Annotated in this window: 12 protein-coding genes; 9 read left to right on the top strand and 3 right to left on the bottom strand. The window is 72.1% G+C overall.

Going from position 1 to position 16373, the window contains the following annotated elements; translation table 11 throughout:
• Positions 1-6 precede the first annotated feature (6 nt).
• The 3 genes from ACSHV8_RS42185 to galE are packed head-to-tail and all read right to left on the bottom strand — an operon-like array spanning position 7 to position 2262.
• Positions 7-441: a hypothetical protein gene (locus ACSHV8_RS42185; protein ID WP_436525449.1), complete on the bottom strand. Its 435-nt coding sequence runs from the start codon at positions 439-441 to the stop codon at positions 7-9.
• Positions 438-1193, bottom strand: a complete 756-nt coding sequence (locus ACSHV8_RS42180; RefSeq protein WP_436525447.1) for a glycosyltransferase family 2 protein — start codon at positions 1191-1193, stop codon at positions 438-440. The genes ACSHV8_RS42185 and ACSHV8_RS42180 overlap by 4 nt, the downstream gene beginning before the upstream one ends.
• A gap of 49 nt (positions 1194-1242) precedes the next feature.
• A complete protein-coding gene (gene galE, locus ACSHV8_RS42175; protein WP_436525445.1) occupies positions 1243-2262 on the bottom strand; it encodes a UDP-glucose 4-epimerase GalE in 1020 nt (339 codons plus the stop codon).
• Positions 2263-3039: 777 nt separating this feature from the next.
• Here galE and ACSHV8_RS42170 point away from each other — a divergent pair.
• The 9 genes from ACSHV8_RS42170 (at position 3040) to ACSHV8_RS42130 (ending at position 16373) form a co-directional block, all read left to right on the top strand.
• A complete protein-coding gene (locus tag ACSHV8_RS42170) occupies positions 3040-3591 on the top strand; it encodes a thymidine kinase (RefSeq protein ID WP_436525443.1) in 552 nt (183 codons plus the stop codon).
• Between the two features lie 157 nt (positions 3592-3748).
• Positions 3749-4309 (top strand): molecular chaperone GrpE, encoded by a 561-nt coding sequence (locus ACSHV8_RS42165; RefSeq protein WP_436525441.1) that lies wholly within the window; start codon positions 3749-3751, stop codon positions 4307-4309.
• Between the two features lie 3 nt (positions 4310-4312).
• Positions 4313-5917 carry an Hsp70 family protein gene (locus ACSHV8_RS42160; protein ID WP_436525439.1) on the top strand — a complete coding sequence of 535 codons (1605 nt, stop codon included), beginning with the start codon at positions 4313-4315 and terminating at the stop codon, positions 5915-5917.
• Between the two features lie 16 nt (positions 5918-5933).
• Complete coding sequence (locus ACSHV8_RS42155) at positions 5934-8552, top strand: hypothetical protein (protein WP_436525437.1); 2619 nt, start codon at positions 5934-5936, stop codon at positions 8550-8552.
• Positions 8552-9757, top strand: coding sequence for a hypothetical protein (locus ACSHV8_RS42150; RefSeq protein ID WP_436525435.1), 1206 nt, complete (start codon positions 8552-8554; stop codon positions 9755-9757). The genes ACSHV8_RS42155 and ACSHV8_RS42150 overlap by 1 nt, the downstream gene beginning before the upstream one ends.
• A gap of 1 nt (position 9758) precedes the next feature.
• Positions 9759-12104, top strand: coding sequence for a GTPase-associated protein 1-related protein (locus ACSHV8_RS42145; RefSeq protein WP_436525433.1), 2346 nt, complete (start codon positions 9759-9761; stop codon positions 12102-12104).
• A 24-nt stretch (positions 12105-12128) separates the two neighbouring features.
• Positions 12129-13589, top strand: coding sequence for a TRAFAC clade GTPase domain-containing protein (locus tag ACSHV8_RS42140; protein WP_436537182.1), 1461 nt, complete (start codon positions 12129-12131; stop codon positions 13587-13589).
• A gap of 1 nt (position 13590) precedes the next feature.
• Positions 13591-13734, top strand: coding sequence for a hypothetical protein (locus ACSHV8_RS42135; protein WP_436525431.1), 144 nt, complete (start codon positions 13591-13593; stop codon positions 13732-13734).
• Positions 13731-16373, top strand: coding sequence for a CHAT domain-containing protein (locus ACSHV8_RS42130; RefSeq protein ID WP_436525429.1), 2643 nt, complete (start codon positions 13731-13733; stop codon positions 16371-16373). The genes ACSHV8_RS42135 and ACSHV8_RS42130 overlap by 4 nt, the downstream gene beginning before the upstream one ends.

Raw genomic sequence — 16373 nt, 5'->3', positions numbered from 1 at the left:
TGGTCCTTAGCTCTTGAGCCGGAACTGCAGGGTCTGTTCATGGCCGGGGAGGGTCACCTTCACGTCGTACGAGGTGGCCGAGCCGGGCGCGGTCACGGTCAGCATCACGGTGTCGGGCGTCTCCGGGCGCGCGGTCAGGTCCTTCTCCGCGGCCGGGCCGGCCTGGCCGTCCGGGGTGGACACCTGCGCGCGCACCACGTACGAGCTGGTGCTCGCGCCGTGGTGCAGCAGACCGATCGGCACCGCGATCCGGGCTTTCGCGCCCGTGCCGGTCAGGCTCGGCTCGGCGGTGAAGTACAGCTCGGTGTACTCGGTCGGCATCCGGGTGAACGACTCGCGCAGCATCGTCCGGACGCCCGGCGACACCCCGGCGGCGATCAGCACCAGCGCGACCACCAGCACCGGAACAAACCGGGCAAGAAGCTTTCCGTACGTCGTCACACCGCGCCCAGGCGTCCGGCCTGTGCGTCCTCCGGATGGGACAGCCGGTGCGGCACCGGGACGCCGAGGGTCTTGCGGAACCGGTGCTCGAAGAGCTGGCGCAGGTTGGCCACGCCGTCCGGCAGCGCGTTCAGCTTGACCTCGCCGCCGCGCGGCCGGTACTCGATCGGCATCTCGCTGTACCGGAACCCGGCGGTGATCGCCGCGTTCTTGATCTCCTGCGAGAAGGCCATCCCGCCCGACTTCACGTTCAGCCGCTCCCAGACGTACCGCCGGAAGATCCACATGCCGGACTGCGAGTCCCGCACGTCGTTGCGGAACAGCGTGCGGCTGACCCCGCTCAGGAAGTGGTTGGCGACCGTGTGCGACACCTTCATCGCCTGCCGGTTCGCGGGCAGCAGCCGGTTCGTGGTCATGAACTCCAGCCGGTGCCCGTCGAACGCGTCGAGCAGCGCGGGCAGGGCGTCGAACGGGTACGTGCAGTCGGCGTCCCCGGTGGCGATCACGTCACCGGACGCGGCGTTCAGGCCGGCGTGGTACGCGTTGCCGTACCCGCGCTCGGGCTGGAAGATCACCCGCGCGCCGAGCCGTTGGGCCAGCTCACCGGTGCCGTCGGTGGAGTTGTTGTCCACCACCACGATCTCGGTCCGCCAGCCGGCCGACTCGAGTTCGCGCAGTGGGATGGTCGACATCAACGGGGGTAGGTTCTCCGCCTCGTTGAAGGCAGGGATGACAATCGAAAGCGTTCTCATCGCGAGTTCCTTCGTCGGGGCGCACTGGTGGCGCTGGTGGTGATGTGGGTCAGGTCTGAGCGGGGACGAGCAGGTGTTGCTTGGCGGCCTCGCTCGCGGCCCACTCCAGGGCCGAGCGGATGCCGTCGGGCAGGCTGAGGGTGGGTTTCCAACCGAGCAGTTCGCCGGCCTTGTCGGTGCTGGCGTAGGCGCCGGGCACGTCCCCGGCGCGCGGGCCGACCTGCTGCACCCGGACGCGGTGGCCGACCACGCTCTCGAACGCGGTGATCAGCTCCCGGACCGTCGCCCCCGAGCCGCTGCCCAGGTTGATCGCCTCGTAGCGGTGCCCGCCGTGCGGCGGCAGCAGGGCGTCGAACCGGCGCAGCGCGGCGACGTGGCCGAGCGCGAGATCCCAGACGTGCACGTAGTCGCGGACCCCGGTGCCGTCCCGGGTCGCGTACCGGTTCCCCATGATCTTGAAGGGGATGCCGTGCTGGTCGGCCTGGATCAGCAGGCCGAGCGCGTGCGTGCTCCGGCCGCCGGGCCGTCCGCTGCGCATCCGCGGGTCGGCCCCGATCGGGTTGAAGTACCGCAGCGAGATCACCCGCAGCGGGCTCGACGCGCTCACGTCGGCGAACATCTGCTCGGCCATGACCTTGGTGCGCCCGTACGGGCTGGTCGCCCCGATCGCGGCCGACTCGGTGATGGCCGGCTGCCCGTCGGCCCGGTAGATCGCCGCCGACGAGCTGAAGATGAGCCGGTGGCAGCCGTGCGCGAGCAGGCCCTCCAGCAGCGCGGTGGTCTTGGCGACGTTCTCGCGGTAGTAGGCGAGCGGGTCGCGGACCGAGTCCTCCACCGAGGCCAGCGCGGCACAGTGGATGGTCGCCTCGATGTCCGGGTGCTCGGCGAAGATCCGCGCCAGCAGTCCGGCCGACCCGACGTCGCCCTGGTAGAAGATCCGATCCTGGACGAACTCGGCGCTGCCGGTCGACAGGTTGTCCAGGATGACCGGTGTGATGCCCGCGTCGACGCAGGCCGAGGCGACCGTGCTGCCGATGTAACCGGCGCCCCCCGTGACGAGCACCTTCATGGCCTGCCCCCGCGATGTCGGAATACTCCGCCGGCGTGGCGGGCCGGCGGTTGCGCGTTCTCCCGCGCCCTCCGGTACGGCCGTTCTCCACGCATGAGACAACTCCGAAAGAATTTGCGGAAATGGATTCCCCGGAACATCACCGGTCGTCGGGGAGCGAATTAAATGCTTCGCGATCCACACATTACGAGGTGATGTGGTGAAGTCCAGACACGGAACGTAAGACCGTTCCGCATGACCGCTGACCGGCCCGGCGGCCCCCCGGAAATGGCACGATCGACCGATCGAAAATCGGGCATTAACCTTTATTTCCGTAGGCGGTAGCGACCGGCTGGCGATCCTGTGAAACCGATGCGGTGGCGCCGCCGATCGTTCGTCCCGGCGTCAATGGGCCGACGGGCCGGTCTCTTTTTATGAGAATCGGACACCCGGGCACGACGGGAACGACATTTCGCTTTCCGGGCGGCTCAAATGTCTGACCGGTTACGTCGGAAAATGCATGGGTCAATACCGTTCACGGATCGCTGCCCGGGCGAATCCATAGAGTAATTGCAGCGCTGGTGAACTCCACCACGTTGTCTATTACCAGCCGGTACACAACCCGGACACAGATGACTCTGCGTAACCTTGGGTGGCCCGGAATCTTTGGGTTTCGGCCTGTGACCTGCCCCTCAGACCGTCACCGGCTCGGGCAGTCGCATGATCGAGATCACATGCTGTGCGTCCGGATCCCGTCCCCGGTCGCCGCCGAGCGGGTCCCGGTGGCAGGCTACGCGGATGGATTTGACCGTGATCCTCGGCCCGATGAAGGGCGGCAAGTCGCTGGAAATGATCAGCCTGTTGTCGCCGCTGCAGCACACCGGCATCCCGCACCGCGTCTACCAGTCGTCGCGGCACGTCCGCGACACCGTCCTGACCTCCCGCTCCGGCGGCAGCATGGTGACGGTGAAGGCGCCGACGCTGGCCGGGGCGGCCGACGAGGGCCTCGAAGTGATCGGCGTGGACGAGATCCACATGTTCACCGTCGACGACATCGCCGAGCTCGGTGTGGCCGTCCGGCGCGGGGTGAAGGTGGTCGTGGCCGGCATCGACCTGGATCACCGGGGGCAGCTCTTCGCTCCGGTCCGGGCGCTGTTCGAGCTCGCCCCGGAAAAGGTGATCTACCGCCGGGCCGTCTGCGACGTGTGCCGGTCGCTGGACGCCACGCACACCCAGGTCCTGGAGAACGGTAAGCCGTTCATCCGCGAGCTGGCGCCGTCGACCGCGCTGCCGGACGACGGGACCTATACGTACGAGGCTCGTTGCCGCCGCTGCGTCGTGCTGCCCTGACCCGACCGGCGAAACGCCCGTAAGAAATCCGACGTATATCGACGTCGGCTCCAGAAAACCGGGCATCCGGGCACACCGAGGCATAGCGCTACCCACGAAGACCCGTTACGTTCCAAAACTGACAGTGACGGGCGGGTCTCACGGGAGGCGATGACGCGTGGACGAAACTCCGGACCCCGTACTCGCCGGGCTGGAGCGAGTCGAGGCGCAGCTGGCCGAGTTCCACCGGCGCTCGGCCCACCGCGAGTCGATCATCGACCGCCTGCACGAGGAGAACCAGCAGTTCCGTGACGGCCTGCGCCGGGTCATCCTGGAGCCGGTCGTCACCGACCTGCTGCGGCTGCACGACGCGATGGCCCGCGAGGCCCAGCGCCTGACCGAGGACGATCCGCGGGCGGCCAAGCTGATGGGCAGCTTCGCCGACGACGTCGCGATGGCCGTCGAGCGCTGCGGCTACGAGTTGTTCCCGGCCGTCCCGGGCGAGCCGTTCACCACCGGCCGCCACGCGCCGGCCGGCACGATCCCGACCGGCGAGCCGGGCCTCGACAAGACGGTCGCCGAGCCGCTGAGCGCCGGCCTGCTGGAGATCGAGACCGGCAAGGTGCGCCGGGCCGCCCGCGCCCGTCTCTACCGCTACGAGGCGCCTCCGGCGCCGGACGACGCCGTCGATCTGGCGCTCGTCGATCACCAGGACCCTGACCCCGTCGGAAGCGAGTGACGCATGGCCACCTTCGGCATCGACCTGGGCACGACGTATTCCTGCGTCGCCCACATCGACGACACCGGCCGGCCCGCGATCATCAAGAACCGGCCCGGTGACGACACCACGCCCTCGGTCGTCTACTTCGAGAGCCCGGAGAACGTGGTCGTCGGCAAGGAGGCCAAGGCGGTCGCCAAGATCCAGCCGGACCTGGTGGTCTCGCTGATCAAGCGGCAGATGGGCAAGTCGTTCGAGATCACCGTGCACGGCCAGACGCACACCCCGGAGTCGATCTCCGCGCTGATCCTGCGCGAGCTGGCCGACGCCGCCGCCGAGAACCTGGGCGAGCCGGTCAACGACGTGGTCATCACCGTTCCGGCCTACTTCGGGGTGGCCGAGCGCAACGCGACCCGCAAGGCCGGGGAGATCGCCGGGCTCAACGTGCTGAGCATCGTGGACGAGCCGGTCGCGGCGGCGCTGCACTACGACGCGATCAACACCGGAGGAACAAAGACCTTATTTGTGTACGACCTGGGCGGCGGGACCTTCGACACCACCGTCATCAAGGTCTCCCCGGAGGAGATCCAGGTCGTGTGCACCGACGGTGACCACCACCTGGGCGGCGCCGACTGGGACGACCGGCTCGCCGAGTTCCTGTTGGAGCAGTTCCAGGCCGAGCACCCGGAGACCGAGGCGGCCGACGACGAGGAGTTCCTGCAGGGGCTCGCGGCCGGCGCCGAGGACATCAAGAAGCAGCTGAGCCGGATGCAGAGCCGCCGCTTCAACGCCCGGTTCGGCGGCGACACGTCGCAGATCGAGGTCAGCCGGGAGAAGTTCGAGGAGCTCACCTCCGAACTGCTGGAGCGCACGGTCACGATCACCCGGCGAACCCTGCGGACGGCGGCCGAGCGGGGCATCACCGAGTTCGACGACGTGCTGCTGGTCGGCGGCTCCAGCCGGATGCCGGCGGTGACCGCGGCGCTGGAGTCGCTCGGCCTCAAGCCCCGCATGCACGACCCCGACCTGGCCGTGGCCAAGGGCGCGGCGCGGTACGCGTTGATCGAGTCGGTCAAGGTGCACCTGCCCGAGGAGGGCGGCGAGGCCCCGGCCGAGATCGTCGAGGAGGTCGCCGAGCAGCTCAACATCCCGGTCGAGAAGGTACGGGCGCTGGCCGGCAAGCGGGTCGCGACGGTCGTCCCGCGGGCGTTCGGGGTGAAGGTGATCAACCGGGCCGGCGGCCGGGAGCACTACACGATCGAGCACGTCCTGCGGGCCAACACCCCACTGCCGGCCGAGACCGAGCCACAGCGCTTCGGTACGGCGTACCCGAATCAGGTCGAGGTCTCGGTGGAGATCTGGGAGCAGTCGGGCTCGGTCGAGTCGGAGGCGCTGGAGGACAACGAGCACATCGCCGAGGGCCTGATCAGCGGCCTGCCGCCGCTGCCGGAGAACTCGCCGATCGACATCAGCTTCCGGATGGCCGCCGACGGCTTGCTGAACGTGCACGCGGTCGAGCTCAAGACCGGCAAGGACCTGCACATCGAGGTCCAGATCAAGGGCGGTCTGACCGACGACCAGGTGAACGCGGCGCGGACCGCGGTGGCTCGTTACAACGTCTCGGCCTGAGGGCGGTGGCCGGTCGATGTTCGATGCCGAGCGATACCGCGAGGAGGTGCTGGACCCGGCCCGCAAGAACGGGAACACCCCGCCGGCCGACCTCCTGCTGCGGTACGCCGTCGACCCGGCCCGGCCACCCCGCGGCGACGCGTTCGACGAGCACGTCACCGCCGTCTTCAAGTACTGGCAGCAGTTGGGCACCCAGCGGCGGGTCTACCAGAAGATCGTCGAGGCGCTGAACGCCGCGCACCAGAAGCTCAAGGAGAGCGACCGGCTCTCGGCCGAGCACTTCCTGGCCGAGCGCAAGCGGGTCGTCCAGGAGACCGGCCAGGCCCTGGACGAGATCGTCAAGGAGCTGTCGAGCGACCCGGTGGTGGCCGCGAGCGCGCTGGCCGTCGCGGCCGCCCCGCTCGGCGGCGCCGCGGTCGAGGCGAAACTGCGGGAGCTGTTGGCCCGCCGCCGGATCCGGGTCGTCGACGAGCTGTGGCCGCTGCCCGACGGCCCACCGGCCAAGGGCCGAGCCGTGCAGCGCAGCGTCCGGACCCTGGGCCTGCCGCTCTCCCTGCACGTGCTCAGCGACGACCGGGCCGACCTCAGTTTCACCCTGCGCTCCGGGCTGCGGGTCGGTGGCCGCCCGCTGACCGTGGCCGACCTCGACCGGGTGCGGGCCCGGGTCGAGCGCCGCAAGCAGGACGACCGCAAGACGGCCACCGACGACCTGCTCACCAACCTGAGCACGGCGCTGCGCGACGGCAGCCTGGCCCCGCTCGTGCTCTGGGAGCTGACCGAGGCCGTCCGGCCGGCCGCCGGCCTGGGCAAGGTGCGCGTGGTGGCCCGCGAGGCGACCCGGCTGGGCCTGCAGCGCGAGGAGGCCGAGGACTTCGCGCTGGCCGTGCTGAACCGGGGCGCGATCACGCCGGTCCAGCGTGACGTGGCCGGCGAGATCGACGAGCTGCTCGGCTTGGGTGCCCTGCGCGCGGCCGAGCGGCTGCTGCTCAGCCTCCCGGCCAACCAGGACGACGGGGTGCGCGAGCGGGTCCGGGCGGCCGCTCAGCGGGTCGACGACCTGGCCGCGCGGGCCCAGCGGGAGATCGCCGCGGACCGGGCCGAGGAGGCCGCCGAGCTGCTCACCGCCGCGGTCCGGGAGGCCGCCGACGACACCGACCTGGCCGGGCGGCTGCGCATGCTGGCCCCGCCCTCGGTCCCGGCGGTCCGGGCCGGCACCGCGGCCGGCGACCGGGTCGCGATCAGCTGGACCCCGAGCCCGGCCCGCACCGGCGGCCTCACCTACCAGGTGGTCCGCACCCGGCAGCGACCCGCCGGCTCGGCCCGGGACGGCGAGGTGATCGGCCGGACCGACGGCAACGAGCTGGCCGACACGAAAGCGCCGGCCGGGGACGACCTGCACTACACGGTCTTCGCGACCCGGTCCGAGGGCGTCTGGTCGCCCGGCGCCACGGCCGGGCCGGTGTCGCTGCTGCCCGAGGTCACCGACGTGAGCGCGGTCGCCGACGAGTCAAGTGTGCGGGTGACCTGGACGTCCCGGGGTGACGCGACCGGGTTCACCGTGCTGCGCGAGCCGGGTGCGACACCGGTCCGGGCCGGTCGCGGCGGATTCGCCGACGAGGAACTGACGCCCGGGGTCGAGTACCGCTACCTGATCCGGGTCAACTACCCGGCACCGTCGGCCGGGGTCACCGTCACGGCCACCCCGCAGGCGGCCCCGACCGAGGTGCCCGACCTGGCCGTGGAGCCGCTGCCGGGGCAGGATCCGGGCCGGCTGCGACTGGCCTGGACGCTGCCGGCGAGCGGGGACGTGACGCTGCGGTCGGCCGCCCACCGGCCGCGCTGGAGCCGCGGCACCGAGGTCTCCGGCGCGGAGCTCGCGTCGTACGGGAAAGAGGTTCTTGGTCGTCGGGATCCGGCGGCGAATCGCCGGGCCGCGCTGGTGCTGCCGATGCCGGCCGGCCGGATCTTCGTCACCGCTTTCAGCGTCGGCGGCGGGCGGGCGATCGTCGGGCCGACGGTCGCGGTCACCAACATCGGCGCGGTCACCGACCTGCGGGCCCGGCGCGTCGGCCCGGTCGTGCGGCTGAGCTGGGCCTGGCCGGAGGATGTGTCGCTGGTCCGGGTCCGCTGGTGGCCCGAGGACGGCTCGCCCGAACGGGCCGAGCAGCTCGACTGCTGGCTGCGGTCCTATCGCGACGACGGCGGGCTGCAGATCACCACCGGTGTCCGGGCGGTCCGGATCTCGGTCGCCACGGTCAGCCGGGACGGCGAGGGCGAGACCACCGGCCGCCCGGTCGGCGTGCGCGTGGGCGGCAGTGGTGTGCCCGTCAACTACCGGTTCACGCAGGCCGGCGTGTTCCGCAAGACGACCCGGCTGGAGCTCAGCGCCGACCAGGAGTGCCCACTCCCGGACCTGGTCGTGGTCCAGTCACCGGGCCGCGTGGTGCCGCTGCGGCCGGATCAGGGGACGCCGGTCGCGCGGATCCCGGCCCAGCGCCTGGAACCGGGCCGGCCGCTGACCGTGGAGGTGCCGGTGCAGAGTGCGCGCGGGCCCTACCGGCTCGGCTGTTTCGTCGACGACCACACCGGCGGCGCGTCGGACGTGGTGCTCAAGGGGATCCCGGGAGGCGGCTGATGGCCGGACTGACCTGCCCGTACTGCTACCGGACGTTCGCCGAGAAGGAGATGCTGTTCCGCTGCAGCGGTCTGCGGGCGGCCGACGGCACGACCTGCAAGCCGGAGCCCGACCCGGTCCGGGTGCGGCTCGGCGACCGGGACGAGGTGCCGCCGGTGGTCGAGGGCAACGGCAAGAAGCTGTCCGCGGTCTGCACGCGCTGCGGGAACACCGCGACCGTGCAGCTCTGCCCGCACTGCCACGCCCAGCTGCCGGTGCACTACGGCAAGATCGACACCCGCATGGTGGCGATGATCGGCGCCAAGTTCAGCGGCAAGTCGGTCTACACCACGGTCCTGATGCACGAGCTGATCCATCGGGTCGGGCGGCGCTTCGACGCGGCCGTGGTCGGCGCCGACGAGCGGACCCGCAAGGAGTTCGGCAGCGAGGAGCGGGCGCTCTACTCCGAGGGCGTGCTGCCGGTGACCACCCGGCCGGCCACCGACGAGCAGGGCCGCCAGCCGTTCGTCTTCAAGTTCTCGACCGGCGAGCGCAAACGGTTCCGCAACACGCTGCGGCACACCGTGCTCTCGTTCTTCGACACGGCCGGCGAGGACCTGGAGTCGGCCCGGGGCCTGGCCCAGAACGTCGGCTATCTGAGCAGCGCCGACGGCATCATCGTGCTGCTCGACCCGCTCACCGTCCCGGGCCTGGTGCCGACCCTCGGACTCGACCCCGGCGTGCTCCCGGACTCCTCGCAGCAGGAGGCGGCCAAGGGCGACTCCCCGATCAACATCCTCACCCGGATCACCGAGGTGCTGCAGAAACTGCCCGGGATCGGCCCCAACCGCATGATCGACATTCCCGTGGCGATCGCGTTCTCCAAGGTGGACGCGCTGTGGGACGCGCTGCCCGAGAACAGTCCGCTGCGCCAGCCGGCCCCGGACGGCCCGTGGTTCCCGGAGTCGGACAGCCTCGCGCTGCACGACTACGTCCAGGCGCTGCTGCAGGAGTGGGAGGGCGGGCAGATCGACCAGCTGCTGCACAAGCACTACCGCACCTACCGCTACTTCGGCCTCTCGGCGCTCGGGGCGGTTCCGCCGGCCAAACAGCCGCAGCAGGCCCGGCAGCGGGTCGCCCGGTCCGGCATCCAGCCGCACCGGGTCGAGGACCCGTTCCTGTGGCTGCTCAGCCGCCTCAAGGTGATCGAGACGGGGAGGGACTGAGATGGGTGTCCCGCAGATGTACTACACCTCGTGCGAGTCGGGGCTGGCCGGTTACCCGGGCTTCCAGTTCAACGCGGCCACGCCCGGGGTGCCCGGTGCGGTGCTGCGGCGGGTCGAGCAGGCGACGTCGTACGAGCCACCCCGCTCCCTGGGCTACGAGCCGACCGCCGAGCAGCTCGCGGCCACCCCGGTCAACCTCTGCTACCAGCCGGGCGGCGACGGCGAGCCGGCGATCCTGGCCAACACGGTCTTCGTCGGCAACGACTACTCCCAGCGTTTCGGGAACTACTTCGTGCATGCGCTCAGCCTCGACGCGGACGACCTCGCGGTGGTACGGCCGATCGACTTCTGGGGGGCCGCGTTCTGGGCCCGGACCGAGGCCGCTCGGGTGGAGCTTCCGGAGCTTGACGCCGTACCCTCGCCGGCTTTTGATTCGGAGTCCTTCCTGCGAGCCGGTCGCGAAGGGATGACTCCGAGGCTGCTCACCGCGGTCGAGCGGGCGATCGTGACCGGCGACCGGCCGGTGATCGTCGTGACCGAGCGGACCGACGAGGTGGCCGGTTGGATCGCCGCCCTGTGCGAGCTGCTGCCCCCGGCGATGATCGCCCGGTTCGCGTTCGCGACCTATCAGTACCGCCCCGGGCGTGGTCGCGAACACCTCGTCGGCACGGTCCCGACCAGCGATTTCGTCGTGACCGAGTCGGCCCTGCGCAGCTTCGCGGTCTTCGACCTGGCCGGTGGCGCCGCGTCCGGCGGCGACGAGCATCCGCTGGCCGCGCTGCTGACCGTGGTCGGTGTGGGCGACGCCCGGCTGGTCTGGGAGCTGGCCGGTGAGCTCGCGGCCGGTACCGAACACGACTTCGACGCCTGGTACCCGGTGGTGGTGGCCGCCGCGCTGCGGATCCGCCTGCCGGTCGACGACGGTGACCTGGCCGCGGTCCTGGCCTGGCTGCCCGGCAACGCCGACCGGCTGCCCCCGGAGACGATCGCCCAGATCACCGAGGAGTGCCTGGATCACGAGGCGCTCACCCTGCCCCAATGTCTCGTCCTGGTCGGTGTCGCGGCCCGCGCGCAGGACCCCGATCTGCACGCGAACACCGAGGTCAGCGCGTTCGAGCGGCTGCTGCGGGACCCGGCCGGGGCGCCCGCCGACGTGCCCCGGGTGAGCACCCGAGCCGGCCGGCGCTACGCCCGCCAGCAGGTCACCACCCGGCTTGACGGGGCCGCGCCGGGCCCGGACACGGTCGCCGTGCTCAGCCTGGCCGTGCGGACCCGGGTCGACCTGTCCGAGGAGGAGCTGGCCGGTTACGGCCGCGACCTGATCACGCCGCTGCTGCTGGAGGACCCGCCGCACCGGCCGCCGTCGGTGCTGGGCAGCGTCCCGGCTCTGCGCCGGGGCGTGCTGCGCGGGCTCGACGAGGCGTTGTCGACCCGGGAGCGCGGGGTGCTGGCGGCCGCGGTCCGGCTGGCCGGTGGCCCGGTTCCGGAGGAGGAGTTCGCCGCCCACCCGCGGCTGCAGCGGCTGATCGAGGTGTCGCGCGCGGCCGGCGACCCGCGCCGGCGGATCCCGGCCCTGAAGCGGCTCAGCGGATCCGCGCCGCCGGACCGGGCCGTGGTGACCGCGCTCTGGCCGCACGGCTGGGAACTGGCCGAGGCGGCCGAGGTGGCCCGTGAGGTGCCGGACGGCTTCTGGGCCTCGGAGGCGATGCTGGGTCTGCTCGACGACGCGCTGGCCCGCAACGAGGTGTCGTCGGGCGGCATGCCGCACTTCATCGCGCTGACCACGTTCGTGGCTCGGGCCAAGCTCACCGATCGGCTCTCGGCCGCCGCACGGTCCCGGGTCGCCGACATGCAGGCGGCCGTGAAGCTGGTGCAGAGGGCCGAGAAGACCGCCGACGGGAAACTGCCCACAGTGGCCGGTGAGTTCATCGGAGCGCTGGCGGCGATCGAGCCACCGGCTCGGCTCTGGCTGGCCGCCCAACTGCCGGCCGTCCTTCTCCGGCTGGACGGCGCGGCCCTGACCGACCTGCTGCTGAAGGTGCCCTCGGAGATCCGCCGGCGCTACCGCGAGCGGGTCGCCGACGAGCTGAACCGCAGCGCCGATCTGGGCCTGGCTGCCCACACGTTCGAAGCGTTCCACCTGTTCACCGGCGTCCAGCCGGATCACGCCCGGAAGCTCGACGAGACGCTCACCGCGTCCGTGGCCCGCTGGAAGTCGCGTGACCTGGACGCGCTGGAGAAGCTGCTGGCCCACAGCAAGATCGACGGATTGGCCGAACACCTCACCGAGTGGCGGGAGACCCGGGTGCCGCGAGGGCTCGGGCGCTTCCTGCCACGGCGGCGCTGAGCCGAGGAGCCCCGCGTGTTCTACATGATCTTCGCCCTCATCTGGTACGCGCTGATCGCCACGATCTTCCTGCTCCTGAGCATTCCGCTGATCATCGGGGCCAGCGCCACGTTCCTGGTGCTGTGCACCGGCGCCTACATCCGCGCGAGCCGGGCCGCGCTGGGGGCCGAGGCGGTGCCGGTCCCGCAGCCCGAGGGCGTTCCGGCCTACGTGCACTACCTCTCCGGCCCGGCCGGGCGTGACCTGCGCCAGATCGCCGACCTGACCTGGCGGGAGATGCGCGAGCAGGCCGAGAAGGCCCAGAACTGGCTGCGGAGCCGGTTCTTCCGCCTCGGCGTGGACAACTACCGCCGGGCGATCGGCGTGATGATCGCGGCCGGGCTGATCGCCGGCGCGGTGATCACCGCGCTGGTCATGGCCGTGGTCACGCTGGGCGCGCTGCTCGTCTGGGGACTGCTGTTCGTGCTGGCCAAGGGGCTGCTCTACACGTTGCGGGCGGTGGACTCGGGGCTGTCGCACCTGCGCGGGATCAAGCTGACCTGTCCGGCCTGTCACCACCGGGTGGTCTATCCGGCCTACGACTGCCCCAACCCGGCCTGCTCGCACCGGCACTCCGACGTCCGGCCCGGCCGGTACGGCCTACTGCGGCGCACCTGCGCGTGCGGCGAGCGGATGCCGACGCTGCTGGTGCTCGGCAGTCACCGGATGACGGCGTACTGCCCGCACTGCGACGCCCCGATGGCCGAGGGCGCCGGGACCGCCCGCGAGATCGTGGTGCCGATGCTGGGCGCGACCTCGGCCGGCAAGACCCGGATGATGCTGGCCCTGGCCGAGACCATGACCGGCCGGCTCGCGGCGACCGCGGCCGACGAGCCGACCGGGACGTCACTGAGCCGGATGCGGGACGCGCTCAACGCCCGCGGGGACACCGGCAAGACGATCGCCGAGGACGCGGTCCGGGCGTACTCGTTCAATCTCGGCCGCCGGCTCGTGCACATCTACGACCCGCCCGGCGAGGACTTCGCCGACTCGGCCCGGCTGCAGCTGCGGCTCTTCCTGCGCAACGCGCACGCGTTCGTGTTCGTGGTCGACCCGTTCGCGATCCCGGACGTGTGGAACTCGCTCGACCCGGTGGCGCAGCGCGACTACCAGTCGATCCGCTCGTCGCAGCCGCCCAGCTACATCTTCGAGCAGGTCCTGGAGAACCTGACCGGGATGCAGCTCAAGGTCGCGGCCACCTCGCTGGCGGTGGCGGTCACCAAGAGCGACCTGACCGCCGGGCTGCCGATCTGCGACGGGCTGGAGGAGGACGTGCGCGGGTGGCTCAACGACCGGGTCGGGATGGCCAACATGGTGCGCTCGATCGAGAAGTCGTTCGGCCAGGTTCGCTACTTCCACACCACCGCCCGTTTCACCGCGGCCGGGGTCGATCCGCACGTGCAGGACCTGCTCACCTGGACCCTGCGACGCAACGGGGTGAACTGAGATGGTCGGTTTCGATCCGTACCGCCGCTGGCGCAAAGGCGTCCACTACGCCGGCGTCGTCGTGGTCGGCCTGCTCACCCTGGTGGTGCTGCTGGCCCTGCTGGCCGTCCTGGTCGGCATCTTCACGAACGGCCGCTCGGGGTGACTTCGAAGGGCCAATTGCGGCAGTACGCCGAAATCGCGCTGGCCGCCTCCGGAAACGGCGACCTGGCCGGGGCCGTCGTCACCCTGGAAGCCCTGCCCACGGACGCGCCCGCCCGGGGCACCCTGGCCGCCGCCCTGCTCTGGCCGATGCTGGCCAACCTCCAGGTCGAGCTGACCGCGCTGCGCCGGCTGGGCCGCGTCCTGGCCGTCGCCGAGTCCGACCCGCCCGATTCCCCGCAGTGGCCGGCGATGCGGGCCGCCGCCCGGGTCGCCACCCTGATGGCCGACACCCTGTCCGAGCGGCTCACCGACCCGCACGCCGCCCTCGCCGAGCTGGAGAAGCTCACTGCCGAGGCCGGGCCGGACACCCGGTTCGGTCCGATCTTCGAGTCGGCCCGGATCGGCCTCACCCTGAGCGCCGCCCTGCACGACGGCGACGAGTCGGCCTACCGCCGGTTGCCGGAGCAGCTCGCGCGGATGCGGGCCGCGGCCGGGCCGGGCGCCCGTGACGTGCCCCTCGGGCCGCAGGTCGAGCTGGTCGAGGCCCTGGCCGACGTGATGAACGCGATCCAGCGGGGTGCCGACCCGGCCGAGGCGCTGCGCCGGGCCCGGGAGGCGGCCCGGCGGCTGCCCGAGGACGACCCGCTGCGCGGCCTGGCCCAGCAGCACCTGGGTGTGCTGACCGGCGATCCGACGGCCGCCGACGACGGCTGGACCACCACCGACCAGGATCGGGCGTTGCATCGCGGGTTCGCCGCCGCGCGAATGCTCGGCCTGGGCGAGGAGGTCGACCCGGCGAAGATCGAGACGGCGATCGGCCACCTGCGCGAGGCGGTCGCGCTCACCGCGCCGGACGACATCCACCGCGCGTTCCACCTGACCGGCCTGGCTCTGGGCCTGTACCGGCGGTCCGAGGTGACGAACTCGCCGGCCGGCTTGGATGAGGCCGTCACCCTGCTCACCGAGGCCCGCACGCTGGCCGGGGGCGCCGACCATCCACACTGGTCGCTCATCAACGACGTGCTCGACGCCGTGCAGACCCGGCTCGGCCAGGCGCCCGCCGCCGACCGGCCGACCTGGCTGGACGCGATGCGCGGGCACACGTTCCGGGTGATGGTCCAGTCCGACCTGGCCGGGGCGACGGTGGCCGCGGCCGACGCCGGGCGGGACGCGCTCGACTTCGCCCGCCGCGGCCTGCACGACCGGGACCCGGCCGCCGCGATCAAGGCCCTGGACGCCGGTCGCGGCCTGGCCCTGTTCGCGGCCACCGAGGTCGGCCGGCTCCCGGCCCGCCTGCGCGCGGCCGGCCGGGCCGACCTGGCCGTGCGCTGGGAGGCCGCGCTGGCCTCGGGCGACCCCGAGCGGCTGCCGACCACGCTGCGGCGGGAGGCGTTCCGGGTGCTCGCCGCCCAGGGCGTCCCGGCGCTGCTCGACCCGCCCGGCCTGCCCGAGATCCGCCGGGCGCTGCTCGACCTGGACGCCGACGTGCTGGTCTACCTGGTGCCGGGCGAGCGCGGCCTACCGGGGCACGCGATTCTCGCCCCGGCCGACGGCCCGCCCGGCTACCTGACCCTGCCGAACCTGCATCCCGATCAGGATCTCGAAGTCGAGCAGTACCTGACGGCGTCCGCGCGACGGGACATGGGCCCGGCCGACGACGGGTCACGGCCGGACGCGGCGTTCGCCGGGAGCCTGGACGCGCTGTGCCGGTGGGCCTGGCGGGCCGCGCTGGGCCCGATCGTCGACAAGTACCTGCCCCGCCTGCGCCGGCCCCCGGACGGCCGCCCGCCCCGGATCGTGCTGGTCCCGACCGGCCGGCTCGCCCTGATCCCCTGGCCGGCCGCCCGCCGCCCGGACGGCCGGTACGCCATCGAGTCGGTCGCCATCTCCCAGACCGTCTCGGCACGCATGCTGTGCCACGCGGCCGCCCTCCCGCCGGTGAAGCTCGCGCCGACCGGCCTGATCGTCGGCGACCCGGACACCGGCGGGGTCGCCGACGACCTGCCGTCGGCGCGCGTGGAGGCGTACGCGATCCGCCGCACCTTTTATCCGGGTGCCCGGTATGTCGGCCGCCGCATGGACGACAACGTCAGCCCGACCGGCGCGGGCCGGGGCGACGAGGTGCGCGACTGGTTGGTCTCGTCCTCGCCGGGCGCCGGCGCGATGCTGCACCTGGCCTGCCACGGCTTCGCCTCGACCGGCCGCGGCACGGCCTATCTGCTGCTGGCCGGCGGTGAACGCCTGGCCGCCGAGACGCTCGGCCCGCTGCTGGCCCGCGCGCCGCAACGACAGATCGGGCTGGTCGTGCTGGCCGGCTGCCACACCGGCCGGGCCATCAGCGGTTACGACGAGGCGTACAGCCTGGGCACCGCGTTCCTGGCCGCCGGCGTGCGCTCGGTGCTCTCCACGCTGTGGCCGATCCCGGACGCGGCCACCTCGGTGCTGATGTTCATGTTCCACCACTACCTGCGGGTCGAGCGGCGCCCGGTCGGGGACGCGCTGCACCGGGCCCAGCTGTGGATGATCGACCCGCGCCGGGAACCGCCGGAACGGATGCCGGCCGAGCTGCGCGACGAGCTGAACCGCACCGATCCGGCCGAGGTCGCGGCCTGGGCGGGATTCGTCCACTGGGGACGATAG

It is taken from the genome of Actinoplanes sp. HUAS TT8 (genome assembly GCF_051380535.1).
Taxonomy (GTDB): domain Bacteria; phylum Actinomycetota; class Actinomycetes; order Mycobacteriales; family Micromonosporaceae; genus Actinoplanes.
The sequence above is the reverse complement of the archived record's forward strand: the minus strand, read 5'-3'. Positions and strand labels throughout refer to the sequence as shown.

Bases quoted from the DNA above. Each gene is read 5' to 3' on its own strand.
- ACSHV8_RS42150 (WP_436525435.1), top strand. From the start codon at position 8,552: ATGGCCGGACTGACCTGCCCGTACTGCTACCGGACGTTCGCCGAGAAG.
- ACSHV8_RS42135 (WP_436525431.1), top strand. From the start codon at position 13,591: ATGGTCGGTTTCGATCCGTACCGCCGCTGGCGCAAAGGCGTCCACTAC.
- ACSHV8_RS42160 (WP_436525439.1), top strand. From the start codon at position 4,313: ATGGCCACCTTCGGCATCGACCTGGGCACGACGTATTCCTGCGTCGCC.
- ACSHV8_RS42155 (WP_436525437.1), top strand. From the start codon at position 5,934: ATGTTCGATGCCGAGCGATACCGCGAGGAGGTGCTGGACCCGGCCCGC.
- ACSHV8_RS42145 (WP_436525433.1), top strand. From the start codon at position 9,759: ATGGGTGTCCCGCAGATGTACTACACCTCGTGCGAGTCGGGGCTGGCC.
- ACSHV8_RS42180 (WP_436525447.1), bottom strand. From the start codon at position 1,193: ATGAGAACGCTTTCGATTGTCATCCCTGCCTTCAACGAGGCGGAGAAC.
- galE (WP_436525445.1), bottom strand. From the start codon at position 2,262: ATGAAGGTGCTCGTCACGGGGGGCGCCGGTTACATCGGCAGCACGGTC.
- ACSHV8_RS42140 (WP_436537182.1), top strand. From the start codon at position 12,129: ATGATCTTCGCCCTCATCTGGTACGCGCTGATCGCCACGATCTTCCTG.
- ACSHV8_RS42170 (WP_436525443.1), top strand. From the start codon at position 3,040: ATGGATTTGACCGTGATCCTCGGCCCGATGAAGGGCGGCAAGTCGCTG.